This is a genomic window from Mycobacterium sp. ITM-2016-00316 (genome assembly GCF_002968335.2).
In the GTDB taxonomy this organism is placed as follows: domain Bacteria; phylum Actinomycetota; class Actinomycetes; order Mycobacteriales; family Mycobacteriaceae; genus Mycobacterium.
The window spans coordinates 1,100,222-1,113,127 of the sequence record NZ_CP134398.1 but is presented as its reverse complement, the minus strand read 5'-3'; the positions used below and the strand labels follow the sequence as shown (position 1 = coordinate 1,113,127).

The 12,906-nt window shown below is 69.4% G+C and carries 15 protein-coding genes; 7 read left to right on the top strand and 8 right to left on the bottom strand.

Going from position 1 to position 12,906, the window contains the following annotated elements:
• Positions 1–107: 107 nt before the first annotated feature.
• Both eccD and mycP read left to right on the top strand, forming a co-directional pair.
• Positions 108–1,421, top strand: a complete 1,314-nt coding sequence (gene eccD / locus C6A86_RS05355; RefSeq protein ID WP_158263299.1) for a type VII secretion integral membrane protein EccD — start codon at positions 108–110, stop codon at positions 1,419–1,421.
• Positions 1,418–2,785, top strand: a complete 1,368-nt coding sequence (gene mycP, locus C6A86_RS05350) for a type VII secretion-associated serine protease mycosin (RefSeq protein WP_105364780.1) — start codon at positions 1,418–1,420, stop codon at positions 2,783–2,785. Before eccD ends, mycP begins: the two co-directional genes overlap by 4 nt.
• Here mycP and eccB read toward each other — a convergent pair.
• A complete protein-coding gene (gene eccB / locus C6A86_RS05345; protein WP_233213126.1) occupies positions 2,714–4,096 on the bottom strand; it encodes a type VII secretion protein EccB in 1,383 nt (460 codons plus the stop codon). The two genes, mycP and eccB, sit on opposite strands and share 72 nt — an antisense overlap.
• Positions 4,097–4,177: 81 nt before the next feature.
• Positions 4,178–4,741 (bottom strand): ABATE domain-containing protein, encoded by a 564-nt coding sequence (locus C6A86_RS05340; RefSeq protein WP_105364782.1) that lies wholly within the window; start codon positions 4,739–4,741, stop codon positions 4,178–4,180.
• Between the two features lie 73 nt (positions 4,742–4,814).
• Between C6A86_RS05340 and C6A86_RS05335 the strand changes: the two genes are divergently transcribed.
• Genes C6A86_RS05335 through C6A86_RS05315 form a run of 5 tightly spaced genes read left to right on the top strand, consistent with a single transcriptional unit; the run spans position 4,815 to position 8,682 of the window.
• Complete coding sequence (locus C6A86_RS05335) at positions 4,815–5,825, top strand: DMT family transporter (protein WP_105364794.1); 1,011 nt, start codon at positions 4,815–4,817, stop codon at positions 5,823–5,825.
• A 15-nt stretch (positions 5,826–5,840) separates the two neighbouring features.
• A complete protein-coding gene (locus C6A86_RS05330) occupies positions 5,841–6,518 on the top strand; it encodes a cutinase family protein (RefSeq protein ID WP_105364795.1) in 678 nt (225 codons plus the stop codon).
• 40 nt (positions 6,519–6,558) lie between these two features.
• On the top strand, positions 6,559–7,206 hold the full coding sequence (locus tag C6A86_RS05325) for a cutinase family protein (RefSeq protein WP_105364783.1): 648 nt from the start codon (positions 6,559–6,561) through the stop codon (positions 7,204–7,206).
• 24 nt (positions 7,207–7,230) lie between these two features.
• Positions 7,231–7,941 (top strand): cutinase family protein, encoded by a 711-nt coding sequence (locus tag C6A86_RS05320; protein WP_105364784.1) that lies wholly within the window; start codon positions 7,231–7,233, stop codon positions 7,939–7,941.
• A gap of 51 nt (positions 7,942–7,992) precedes the next feature.
• On the top strand, positions 7,993–8,682 hold the full coding sequence (locus C6A86_RS05315; protein WP_105364785.1) for a cutinase family protein: 690 nt from the start codon (positions 7,993–7,995) through the stop codon (positions 8,680–8,682).
• A gap of 7 nt (positions 8,683–8,689) precedes the next feature.
• Here the strand turns inward: C6A86_RS05315 and truA are convergent, their stop codons facing one another.
• The 6 genes from truA to rpsM form a co-directional block, all read right to left on the bottom strand.
• Positions 8,690–9,589, bottom strand: a complete 900-nt coding sequence (truA, locus tag C6A86_RS05310; protein WP_105364786.1) for a tRNA pseudouridine(38-40) synthase TruA — start codon at positions 9,587–9,589, stop codon at positions 8,690–8,692.
• A 7-nt stretch (positions 9,590–9,596) separates the two neighbouring features.
• A complete protein-coding gene (gene rplQ / locus C6A86_RS05305; RefSeq protein ID WP_105364787.1) occupies positions 9,597–10,169 on the bottom strand; it encodes a 50S ribosomal protein L17 in 573 nt (190 codons plus the stop codon).
• Between the two features lie 63 nt (positions 10,170–10,232).
• The gene (locus tag C6A86_RS05300; protein WP_311101045.1) at positions 10,233–11,285 is read right to left on the bottom strand and encodes a DNA-directed RNA polymerase subunit alpha; all 1,053 of its coding nucleotides are present in this window, start codon (positions 11,283–11,285) and stop codon (positions 10,233–10,235) included.
• 94 nt (positions 11,286–11,379) lie between these two features.
• Positions 11,380–11,985: a 30S ribosomal protein S4 gene (gene rpsD, locus C6A86_RS05295; RefSeq protein WP_057167086.1), complete on the bottom strand. Its 606-nt coding sequence runs from the start codon at positions 11,983–11,985 to the stop codon at positions 11,380–11,382.
• Between the two features lie 17 nt (positions 11,986–12,002).
• Positions 12,003–12,419 (bottom strand): 30S ribosomal protein S11, encoded by a 417-nt coding sequence (rpsK, locus tag C6A86_RS05290; RefSeq protein WP_019512358.1) that lies wholly within the window; start codon positions 12,417–12,419, stop codon positions 12,003–12,005.
• A 6-nt stretch (positions 12,420–12,425) separates the two neighbouring features.
• Complete coding sequence (gene rpsM, locus C6A86_RS05285) at positions 12,426–12,800, bottom strand: 30S ribosomal protein S13 (RefSeq protein WP_057167085.1); 375 nt, start codon at positions 12,798–12,800, stop codon at positions 12,426–12,428.
• Positions 12,801–12,906 lie beyond the last annotated feature (106 nt).

The following is a 12,906-nucleotide window of genomic DNA, read 5'->3' as shown; positions in this document are numbered from 1 at the left end:
CTGTTTCGACGCAGCGCGCGCCCCGCCGGTTCCCCCGAATTTTGATGCGCGGTGGATGCTCGGCGCCCGGCTACCGTGACATCGGGGAGTGTTCGGGGGGATGGGCGATGGATGATCCGTTGTGCCGGGTGTCGATTCAGGATGCCCGGCGGCCGCACGTGGTCGACCTCGTGCTGCCACGGCATGCCGAACTGGGCCTGCTGCTGCCCGATATCGTCGGCCTCGTCGCCGGCGACGAGGCGTCGGATGCCGCGCCGCAGGGTTGGCGACTGGACCGTCTGTGCGGTGGTCACTGTGATGAGTCGATGACCCTGCACGAGAGCGGAGTATCCGACGGCGACGTCATGGTGCTCTCTGTCGTCGGCGCCCCGGCACCCGGCCCGCTACCCGAAGATGCCTTCCGCACCGTGGCAGGGGGCGAGCCGGGTCCCGAATCCGGCCCCGCGGTCTGCGCCGGGTTCTGGACGTGCGCCGGTCTGGCCGCGGTGATCGTGCTCGGTTACTCGGGCATCCACGGTGGCGCGCCGATGGCGGCCGCGGGGACCGCCTCGATCAGCGCCGCGGTGTGCCTGATCGCCGCCTGGCGATGGGACGCCATGCGCTCGACCCTGCACGGTCTGTCGATTGGTTTCGTCTGCGTAGCAGGGTTTCTGGCGGTACCCGCTGGCGGCGGCGCGCCGGGGGTGACACTCGGCGCGGCCGCCGGCTGTGTCGCGACGCTGTGGTTGCTGCGCGCCGCGCGCGTCGATGTCTGGTTGCTCACCGCTGCGGCCACCGCGTCCGCGGCCGTGGCGGCGGTGGCAGCGTTCTCGCTCGTGGTGCCCGTGGACTTGGCGGCATCGGGTGCCGTGCTCGGCACGCTGGCCCTGGGATTACTCAGCGCGGCCGGCCGGATTGCGCTGGCGCTCAACGGTCTTCGTCCTCCCTTTCCCGGCGACGGTATCGGCGCCGCACCGGTGTCCGCCGCGGCCGCGGTCGGTGGCCGCGCAGTCTTCGCCGGGCTGGTCACCGGAGGCGCCGCGACGGCCGCGCTGGCCGCCGGCGCGATCGCCACCGGCTGCCTGCGCGCCGCCTCGTGGCTGCCCGGATTCGCGCTGGCCGCGGTGCTGGCGGCCCTGCTGCTGCTGCGGACCCGGTGCTACGCCGACCCGCGGTGCCGCACCGCCCTGGGGTGGTGCGGCCTCATCTGCGCCGCGACAGCGGTCGCGCTGGCGACGGTATCGGCACCGCGGTACGCAGGCCCGGCCGTGGTGCTGACCGTGGCGCTCGCGGGCTGGTGCCGGGCAGGCCGGGGCACGCGCGCGTCGTCATGGGCACGCGGCGGCGATGTGGCCGAATACATCCTGCTTGCCGGGGTGGTGCCGCTGGCATGTTGGGTCGCCGATGTGTACGAGTTGGTGCGATCGATGAGTGTCGGATGACCGGCCGGACTGCGCCGATGATCGCGACCGTGCTGCTGACGGTCGCGCCGGTCCTCGGTGCGATCCCTGCCGCCGCCGTCGGTCCGCCACCGATCGAGGATCGGTTGTTGCCGCCTGCCGGACCGGCCGCTTCGCGTTATCCCACAGAACAATTCGCGACCTGCGCCACCGCACCGGCGGTGGTGGCCGGCCCGCAACGGGACAGGCCCGAACTGCGCACCGCGTGGGTTCGCACCCGCGGCGCCGGGCAGCTGGTGGCGGTCATCGACACCGGCGTGGCGCGGCACCGGCTGCTACCGCATCTGGTGCCGGGTGGGGATTATGTCGCCGACGGTGACGGCACCGCAGACTGTGACGGCCACGGCACCATCGTCGCCGGGATCATCGGTGCGGCTCCCGACCCGGCCGGCGGGTTCAGCGGTATCGCCCCGGATGCCGCCATTCTGGCAATCCGGCAGTCCAGCATCAAATTCCGCGCCTCCGGGCACGCCGGCGGCGGGGACGGTGTCGGCGATGTCGAATCGCTCGCGGCGGCGGTGCGGGCCGCCGCCGACCAGGGTGCGACGGTCATCAACATCTCGTCGGTGGCCTGCCTCGCGGTCGCCGACGCGCTCGATGACCGCGCGTTGGGTGCGGCCCTGGCGTACGCGGTGGACACCCGCAACGTGGTGGTCGTTGCCGCGGCCGGCAATGTGGGCGGACAGGGCACGTGCCCGAAACAGAACCCACTGCCCGCTGCCGCCGGCGGGCCGGACTGGGATCGCGTCGAGGTGGTGGCCAGCCCCAGTTGGTATGACGACCATGTCCTGACGGTCGGGTCGGTGGATGCCGACGGGGCACCGTCGGACTTCACCTTGGCTGGTCCGTGGGTGGACGTCGCCGCCCCCGCCGAGGCCGTGATATCGCTGAACCCGACCGGGGAGGGTCTGGTGGACACCATGCCGGGATACGCTGAACCACAGCCGATTTCGGGAACCAGCTATGCGGCCCCGGTGGTATCGGGAGTTGCCGCGCTGCTCCGCGCGGTGGCCCCGAACCTGACCGCCCGGCAGGTGATGCACCGCATCGAGAGCACGGCGCGGCGTCCCGCATCGGGGTGGAATCCGTTGGTGGGCCACGGCGTGGTGGATGTGCTGGCAGCGATGCACGGTATCGCCGGTCCGGTACCGCCGAGCGCGGCGCGCCCCCTCGCGCGGCCGCCCGCCGTGGTCAGCGAGGCCGGGCCGCGACGGTTCGCCCTGTTCGGTGCCGCGGTGTGCGCGGTGCTTGCGGTGGCATCGGTGGCGCTGAGGTCACGACGGGGCGCTGATGCTGTCCCGCACGACGGTGGCACGGGCGACACCGAGTTCGGGTCCGCGCGGTAACAGCGCGAGCAGCGGCCACGGCGCGGCTCCCGGTGCCGGCGGCAGCCCGAGGGCTTCGGCCGCTTCGGCGTCACCGACACCGAAGGCCACGCCAGACCCGGTGACCAGGTACCGCGGGCCGGTCGACAGGCCTTCCCCGGTGACACCCGCCGCCCGGGTGTAGATACTGTGGCCGGCCGGCACCGCGACGGCGTCGATCCCGGGTCCGGCGCCATCGGCCTGGACCAGCTCGAGCGCGTGTTCGGGCTCCGGCCGGGTGCCCGGCGCCAACACGGCGGTGTCCACTGTCGGTGCGGACCGCCGCCACTGCCAACGTGTGCACAGCACACCACCGCGCTCCGCACCGGCGAGCACCGGATCGGCCAGATCGGTGACCGCCAAGGTGTCCAGCACCGGCACCGCGGTGATCCGGTCGGCCGGTACGTCGGGTATTTCGCCGGCACCGTGTGAGTCCGTGAAGCGGATCAGGTCGGCCGCCACCCGCCCCACCCGCTGCACTCCACCGGCAAGCACCACATAGTGGTCGGCGGCGTCACCGGCCCGCGGCACGCGCAGCACCTCCCCGACCCGGAAATCGGCGAGCCCGGCAGGTCCGGGACCTCCGGCACCGGGCACCCGGGGCGCCGCGATCGGCGCCGCCTCCGGGAGGGGATCCAGTAGTGCGGCCGAAACCCTCAGCGGGACAATATCGTCGAGACGCAGCGCCCGTATCGCTGCCCGGTCACGCAGGTCCACTGCGGCGCGCCGCCCGGCGTACAACACGAAGGTGCCCCGCGCGCGTTCCTGCGCCGCGGTGACCAGGACCGGCGGAGCGATCGGATACGGCGCGGGTGGGCCGATGATCATCGTCGTGCTCGAGTCGTCGCTGTCATCGCACACCGTCCAGGCCTGCTGTTCGTCCGCGAGTGCCGGCGCGAGATCGCCCGGCGCGCCCGGGATGCCCATCAGCGGACCGCGTTCGGCGGCTGCGATCATGGCCGCGCTCACCAGCCGAGGCGCCGCCGGGGTTCCGGCGATCAGCCGAGCGGACGCCAGGTTGGGCACCGGGTGCATGACGTCACCGACTCGTACGTACATCGCACCGGACTCCCGCACCATGACGACGGGATCGGTTCCCAGACTTCCGTGCGGCCGCAGCAGCGCCAGCACCGCACAGACCGCCACCACGATCGCGGCCAGCACCATGCCGGCGGCCAGCGCCATCGATTGGCTGCGGATCGGGTCGTCGAGCATCCGGATATCCCGGTACGCCAACGCGTATTCCATTCTGCGCGTCAGGAAGCGGTAACCGCTGACCTGAAGCCGTGTCACCGAACGCCGAACCATGTGCCCCCCGGCTTCGACCCTAACCGGCCTGCCGCACGGCTGTCCGCACCACTTTCCGGCGCGCTGCTACTCCTTGCCGCGCCGTTGCCGGTAGGCCGCCACGTGTTGCCGGTTGCCGCAGTTTCCGGTGTCGCAGAAGATCTTCGAGCGGTTTCGGGACACATCAAAGAGCACGGCGTCACAATCCGGGGCGGCGCACGTCTTGAGCCGGCGCAGTTCACCGCCGCGGATGAGGTCGGCCAGCGCCATCGCCATCTCGGCGCCCATCCTGCGCGCCAGCGGGTCGTGGATCGAGGCCAGATGCAGATGCCATTCCGGCATCTCGGCGTGCCGGGTCAGCCAGGGCGAGGCCTTGGTATCGGAGAGCAGCGCGTTCACCTGACCGACCGCGCGTTCCTCGTCGTCGGCGGCCGCCCAGAGCCGGCCGATGCGCTCCCGCAACCGGTGCACGTCGGCCAGTTCGGCGGCGTCCCGGTCCCGGCGCCCGGTCCAGCCGAACTCGGCCAGGTAGTCGTCCAGTCCGGCGATATCGCCGATCGTGTCGACGTTGCCGTCCGATGAACCGCGGTCGCTGTTGATCAGCACGCACGCGGCCCGCAGTGTGAGCTCCGTGTCATGAGTGAAAATCATTTGACGCATGACTCCCGTCACCGATATTGTCATGAGCAACATTCATTTTACTCATTACACCTTGGAGCGCCTCATGACGATGACCGACGCGCGGTCCACGCACCGGTTCCGGCTCGGCCTGATGTTCGCCATCACGTCCGCCTTCGCCTTCGGCCTCTCCGGTCCGCTGGCGAAATCGCTCATGGAGGCGGGCTGGACCCCGACCGCCGCGGTGACCGCACGACTGGCGGGCGGGGCGCTGGCCATGGCCGTGTTCGCCAGTCTCGCCAGGCCGGGGTGGGTCCGTGAGGCACTGGAGCATCACCGCACGATCATCGCGTACGGCGTGGTCCCCGTCGCGGGCGCCCAGTTCTGCTACTACAACGCCGTCTCCCATCTGTCGGTGGGCGTGGCACTGCTGCTCGAATACACCGCCCCGATCCTGGTGGTGGGCTGGCTGTGGGCACGGACCCGGCGCAGGCCGGGCAACCTCACCCTGGCCGGCGTCGCCATCGCGATCACCGGCATCACGCTGGTGCTCGACGTGTTCTCGGGCGCGCACATCAACTCGACCGGAGTGCTGTGGGGACTCGCCGCCGCGGTCTGCGCGGCCTGCTACTTCATGATGTCGGAGAAGGCCAGTTCCGACGGCACGGGGCTGAGTCCCATCACGCTGGCCGCGGCGGGTCTGATCGTCGGCGCCGTCGCCGTCGCCGCACTCGGCGTCTCCGGTGTGATGCCGATGCGCTTCAGCACCGAGAACGCCGCGGTGGCCGGCCTGACCCTGCCCTGGTTCGTCCCCGTCATCGCGCTCGCCGTCATCCCGACCGCCATCGCCTACACGCTGGGCATCATGGGTGTGGCCCGGCTGCGACCGCGGTTCGCCTCCCTGGTGGGCCTCTCGGAGGTGTTGTTCGCGGTGCTCGCCGCCTGGGCGCTGCTCGGTGAGGCGATCACCGTCACCCAGACCATCGGCGGCGCGGTGGTCCTGCTCGGCCTGGCACTGGCCCGTCAGGGCGACCGCACCGAACAGGTGGCACAGGCCAATTGGCCCGACGTCCCGCCCGTGCAACCGTCGGCCGGGCAACCGATTAGCCGTAGCTAACCTTTGAATGTGAAGATGTTGATCGTGAAGCTGCGCACGATGGCTGCCCGGTCGGCCGCATTGGGATCCGCCCTGGTATCCGCAATTGCCGTCCTGGCCGGTCCCGCACCGGTCGCGTCCGCCGAGCCCTGCTCCGATGTCGAACTGATCTTCGCGCGCGGTACCAGCGAGCCCCCCGGCATCGGCCGCGTCGGACAGGCACTCGCGGATTCGCTGCGTCCGCAACTCGGTGGCCGCACGCTGAGCACCTACGGGATCAACTATCCCGCCACCTACGACTTCTTCACCGCCGCCGACGGCGCCTATGACGCGACGGGGCGCATCTCCTACCTGGCACAGAAATGCCCGGGAACGCAGGTCGTGCTCGGCGGGTATTCGCAGGGCGCGGCCATCGTGTCGATGCTCGTCGGACTGCCGCCGGTCGGCGAGAAGATCGGCGAATTCGGTTCGGCGCCGCCATTGCCCGGCAACCTGGCCGGAAATGTCGCCGCGATGGCGGTCTTCGGCAACCCCGGCGCCAAGTTCAGCAACCCGGTGTCGGTGGCCCCACCGCCGTTCAGCGGCCGCGGTATCGACCTGTGCGCCGACGGTGATCCGATCTGCTCGCGCGGGCGCAACCCCTTCGCACACACCCACTACGAATCATCGGGATTCATCCCGCAGGCCGCCGGGTTCATCGCCGGTCGCGTCTGATCCGGGACTTGTTTAGCCCGCCTCCGCGTTATGCTTTGGCGTGGCCATTGATCTTGTTCGCCGTTGTTCCGTATTCCTCGCCGCCGCTGCCACCGCAGCAGGCGCGCTGATCCTGACGCCGGCGTCGCCGGCCCAGGCCGAGGGATGCCCCGACATCGAAGTCGTGTTCGCCCGCGGCACCAATGAGGATCCGGGCCTCGGCCGGATCGGGAATGCCTTCGTGAACTCGCTGCGCAACAAGGTGGGCGGACGCTCGGTGGGCACCTACGCGGTGAACTACCCGGCAAGCTTCGACTTCCTGGCCGCCGCCGGAGGCGCCAACGACGCCAGCGGCCACATCCAATGGATGATCAACAACTGCCCGAACACGCGAATGGTGCTGGGCGGCTACTCACAGGGTGCGGCCGTCATCGACGTCATCGCCGCGGTCCCGGTGCCCGGCATCGGGTTCAACGCCCCGTTGCCGCCGAACACCCCCGAGCACGTCGCCGCGCTCGCGGTGTTCGGCAACCCGTCGGCAAAGGTGGGACTGCCGCTGACGGTGAGCCCGGTCTGGGGCGGCAGGTCCATCGATCTGTGCAACTTCGGCGACCCCGTCTGCGGCCCCGGCGAGGACGTCGCCGCCCACCGCGCCTACGACGGTGGCCCTGCGGACCAGGCCGCGAGCTTCGCCGCCGGTCTGCTCTGAGCGCACCCCGGTACACTCCATCAGGTGTCCTTCCGAACCCTCCCAGCAAAGCGCCGCGCGCGTAAGTTCGCCGCCACCGTCGCCGCGGTAGCGGCCATCGCCGGCGGGTTCGTGGCCACGACGACGGCCGGGCCGGCCGCGCAGGTTCCCCGCGCCTCGGCCGAGCCGTGCGCACCCGTGGAGCTGATCTTCGCGCGTGGGCGCAACGAGGCCCCCGGCGTCGGCAGGCTCGGCAATGCGCTGGTGGCCGCGCTGAATGCCCGGCTGCCCCAGCCGGTCGGCGTGTACGGGGTGAACTACCGGGCCAACACCGAGATACCGCAGGGCGCCAACGACATCAGCAACCGCATCCAGTACATGGCGGGCGCCTGCCCGAACACCCGGCTGATCGTGGGCGGCTACTCGCTGGGCGCCGCATCGGCCGTCCTGGCGCTGTCGGCCACCCAGCCGGGCATGGGCTTCAACCGCCCGCTGCCGCCCGGGATGGACAGCCACGTGGCCGCCGTCGTGCTGGTCGGCAACTTCTCCAAGCAGCTCCCCGGCCACCAGATCGCCGGACAGTACCTCGACCGGACGATCGACGTCTGCAACGCCGAAGACCCGGTCTGTTCGGGCGGTCTGCCGAACGACCTCAACGATCTGCAGCGGGTCTGGGGTGACCACCTGCAGGACGGCTACATCAGTTCCGGGCTGATCGACCAGGCCGCCGACTTCGCCGCCGCCCGGGTGCGGTAGACGGCTCACTTCGCAACGCACACGTCAATTCCGGCCGCTACACTCGGTGCGGTGATCTTGACGCCGAGAGGTCCGGTCCGCCGCGTCACCGTGCTGGCGTCTGCAGTGCTCGTCGTGCTGGCCGCACTGACCGCACCCGCGCTCACTGCGCCCGCCCTGCTGCCGACCGCCGGGGCGGTGTCCTGCCCCGACGCCGAGCTGATCTTCGCGCGGGGGCGCATGGAATCCGCCGGTGCCGGTCCGATCGGCAACGCCCTCGTGAGCGCACTGCGCTCCAAGACGGGCAAGAACGTCGCACTGTATGCGGTGAAATACCCCGCGGACACCCAGATCGACATCGGCGCCAACGATATGAGCGCCCGGGCGCAGTACATGTCGGCCAACTGCCCGGACACCCGGCTCGTCCTGGGTGGCTACTCCCTCGGTGCGGCCGTCACCGATGTGGTGCTGGCCGTCCCGTTCGCTGCCTTCGGGTTCACCAAGCCGCTGCCACCGGGCATCGACCAGAAGGTCGCCGCGGTGGCGCTGTTCGGCAACGGGATCGCCTGGGTGGGCCCGCTCTCGAACTTCAGCCCGGTCTACCAGGAACGCACCATCGAGCTGTGCCACGGCGACGACCCGATCTGCAATCCGACCGATCCGGAGAACTGGGAGTCCTATTGGGCCGACCACCTGGCGCCGGCCTACATCAAGGCGGGCATGGTGAACCAGGCCGCCGATTTCGTCGCGCAGCGGCTCTGAGGCCGCCTCAGAGGGTGCGGAGATCGCGGGTCACGGTGATGCGCGCCGCCAGCTGATCATCGGCCGGATAGTCCACCCCCACCAGCGTCAACCCACGGGCCGGAGCCGCGGCGAAATCGCTGGAGCGCTTGGACGCACCGAGCAGCGACGCACACCACGCCGGCTCCCGGCGGCCCTCCCCCACGGCCAGCAGGGCACCCACCAATGACCGCACCATCGACCAGCAGAACGCGTCGGCGCTGACATGGGCGGTGATCAGGTCACCGTCGCGCGTCCAGTCCAGGCGTTGCATCTCGCGGATCGTGGTGGCACCCTCGCGGTGCTTACAGAAGGCGGCGAAGTCGTGCAGGCCGACCAGGTGGCGCGACGCGTCCGCCATGGCGGTCACGTCGAGCGGGCGTGGCCACGGCGTGACGAACCGGGCCTGCTGTGGGGTGGCGCCATACGGCGCCGTGGCGAGCCGGTATTCGTAATGCCTGCGCAGTGCGGAAAACCGCGCATCGAAACCCTCCGGGGCGCGCACGATGCCGAGCACCCGGACGTCCTCGGGCACGAACCGCGCCAGACGCCTTGTCAGCGGCAGGAATTCGGGCTCGCCCGCCGGACGTGCGGCGCGCGGGTACGCGTGTCGCAGCGCATCTTCGGGCACATCGACATGCACCACCTGGCCGCTGGCGTGCACACCGGCATCGGTGCGCCCGGCCGCCCGCAGGATCACCGGGGTGCGGAACACCGTCGACAGGGCACCCTCCAGGACACCGGCGACGGTGCGCTGCCCTTCCTGGGTGGCCCAGCCCGCGAAGTCGGTGCCGTCGTAGGCGACATCCAGCCGTAGACGAATCGGGGCTACCGTGGCGTCGGGAAAATGAGCAAGCCCGCCATCGGAGTCGATGGCGGGCTTGTCCATGGCATTGCTACTTGGCGTCGTCGGCCTTGTCCTCGGACTCAGCCTCGGTGGCCTCCTCGGCGACGGCCTCTTCGGCCGGAGCTTCGATGGTCTCCTCGGCAGCCTCGTCGGCCGTCGGGCCTTCGGCGGCCTCGGGCTCGACAGCGGCCTGCGGGGCGGCGGCAGCCGCGACCTTCTGCGATGCGTCCGCGCGGCGAGCGCGGTTGGCCTCAGAGGTCGCGGTCTTCTCCCGGACCAGTTCGATGACGGCCATCGGGGCGTTGTCGCCCTTGCGTGCCTCCACCTTGATGATCCGGGTGTAGCCACCCTCGCGATCGGCGAAGAAGGGACCGATCTCGGCGAACAGGGTGTGCACCACATCCTTGTCGCGGATCTTCTTCATCACCTCACGCCGGTTGTGCAGCGTGCCCTTCTTGGCGTGGGTGATCAGCTTCTCCGCGTACGGACGCAACGCCCGTGCTTTCGGCTCGGTCGTCTTGATGCGGCCGTGCTCGAAGAGCGAGGTGGCCAGGTTGGCCAGCAGCGCGGCCTGGTGCGAGGACGACCCGCCGAGGCGAGGACCCTTGGTGGGCTTGGGCATTGCGACTATCTCCTAATGTGGCCGATCCCCGTATCAGGTAGGACCGGGACGGTTCTGCTGGGTTTAGAGCTGTTCGGTTTCGGCGAAGTCCTGGTCGGTGTCCAGGTCATAGCCTGCGTCACCGGTCCAGGTGCCGGTGGCCACGTCGTAGCCGGCAACCTCGGACGGATCGAAGGTGGCCGGGCTGTCCTTGAGCGAGAGACCCAGCTGATGCAGCTTGATCTTGACCTCGTCGATGGACTTCTGGCCGAAGTTACGGATGTCGAGCAGATCGGACTCGGTGCGCGACACCAGCTCGCCGACGGTGTGCACGCCCTCGCGCTTGAGGCAGTTGTACGAGCGCACCGTCAGGTCGAGGTCGTCGATCGGCAGCGCGAAGCTGGCGATGTGGTCGGCCTCGGCCGGCGACGGCCCGATCTCGATGCCCTCGGCCTCGACGTTGAGTTCCCGTGCCAGACCGAAGAGTTCGACCAGGGTCTTGCCGGCCGACGCCAGCGCGTCACGCGGGGTGATCGAGTTCTTGGTCTCGACATCGAGGATCAGCTTGTCGAAGTCGGTGCGCTGCTCGACGCGGGTGGCCTCCACCTTGTAGGTCACCTTGAGCACGGGCGAGTAGATGGAATCGACCGGGATACGGCCGATCTCGGCGCCCGACGCCTTGTTCTGCACGGCGGGCACGTAGCCGCGGCCACGCTCGACGACCAGCTCGACCTTGAGCTTGCCCTTGTCGTTCAGGGCCGCGATGTGCAGATCCGGGTTGTGCACCGTCACACCGGCCGGCGGCACGATGTCACCGGCGGTGACCGCACCCGGGCCCTGCTTGCGCAGGTACATGGTGACCGGCTCGTCCTCTTCCGAGGACACGACCAGACCCTTGAGGTTCAGGATGATGTCGGTGACGTCTTCCTTCACACCGGGGACGGTGGTGAACTCGTGCAGCACACCATCGATGCGGATGCTGGTGACCGCCGCGCCCGGGATGGACGACAGCAGCGTGCGCCGCAGCGAGTTGCCGAGGGTGTAGCCGAAACCGGGCTCCAGCGGTTCGATGGTGAACCGGGACCGGTTGTCGGCCAACGTCTCTTCGGACAGTGTGGGTCGCTGTGAAATCAGCATGTTTCTCTATCTCCTTCTCGGCACCCGCTATTTGATGCCGTCTGGGCGTCCCAGGCCACCTGAGAATGGGCGGCGGCCCGGGACATCTAACCGTTTACTTCGAGTAGAACTCGACGATGAGCTGCTCGGTGAGCGGCACCTGGATCTGTGCCCGCTCGGGCAGCTGGTGAACCAGGATGCGCTGACGCTCGCCGACGACCTGCAGCCAACCCGGGATCGGGCGCTCGCCCGCGGCCTGGCGTGCAGCTTCGAACGGCAGGGTGTTGATCGACTTGTCCTTGACATCGATGATGTCGTACTGCGACACGCGGTAGCTGGGGATGTCGACCTTCACACCGTTGACGGTGAAGTGGCCGTGGCTGACCAGCTGGCGAGCCATCCGGCGGGTACGCGCCAGGCCGGCGCGGTACACGACGTTGTCCAGGCGGCTTTCCAGGATGCGCAGCAGGTTCTCGCCGGTCTTGCCCGAGAGGCGGTTGGCCTCTTCGTAGTAGCGGCGGAACTGCTTCTCCATGACGCCGTAGGTGAAGCGAGCCTTCTGCTTCTCCTGCAGCTGGGTGCGGTATTCGCTCTCCTTGATCCGCGCGCGGCCGTGCTGGCCGGGCGGGTAGGGGCGCTTTTCGAACGACTGATCGCCGCCGACGAGGTCGACGCCGAGGCGACGCGACTTGCGGGTCGCGGGGCCGGTATAACGAGCCATTGTCTAAATCCTCTTCCCTAGACCCGGCGCCGCTTGGGCGGACGGCAGCCATTGTGCGGCTGCGGAGTGACGTCGGAGATCGCGCCGACTTCGAGGCCTGCGGCCTGAAGCGAGCGGATCGCGGTCTCGCGGCCCGAACCCGGGCCCTTCACGAAAACATCGACCTTCTTGACGCCGTGTTCCTGCGCCTTGCGGGCAGCGTTCTCGGCGGCGAGCTGCGCGGCGAACGGGGTCGACTTACGCGAACCCTTGAAGCCGACGTGACCCGACGAGGCCCAGGCGATGACGTTGCCCTGGGGATCGGTGATCGAGACGATGGTGTTGTTGAAGGTGCTCTTGATGTGAGCAGCGCCGTGCGGGACGTTCTTCTTTTCCCTGCGGCGGGTCTTCTGACCCTTCTTGGCGGCGGTGCCGCCCTTCTTTGCCTGTGCCATCCGGGGTTACCTGGCCTTCTTCTTGCCGGCGATGGTGCGCTTCGGGCCCTTGCGGGTGCGCGCGTTGGTCTTGGTGCGCTGTCCACGCACGGGCAGGCCACGACGGTGGCGCAGTCCCTGGTAGCAACCGATCTCGATCTTGCGACGGATATCGGCCTGGACCTCGCGGCGCAGGTCACCCTCGACCTTGAGGTTGCCTTCGATGTATTCGCGCAGCTGGCTCACCTGATCGTCGGTGAGGTCCTTGGTGCGCAGGTCCCGGCTGATGCCGGTGCCTTCCAGGATTTCCTGGGAGCGGGTACGGCCGATGCCGTAGATATAGGTCAGCGCGATCTCCATGCGCTTGTCACGCGGGAGATCGACGCCCATGAGACGTGCCATCAGGCAGTGATTCCTTCTCTATGCGGAGGTCTGTTCCCAGTCCGTTCCCCGTCTTGGCGGGGCCCGGCCTCCGTGCCGGGCGTGTAGTGAGCGGCGAATCCGCTCA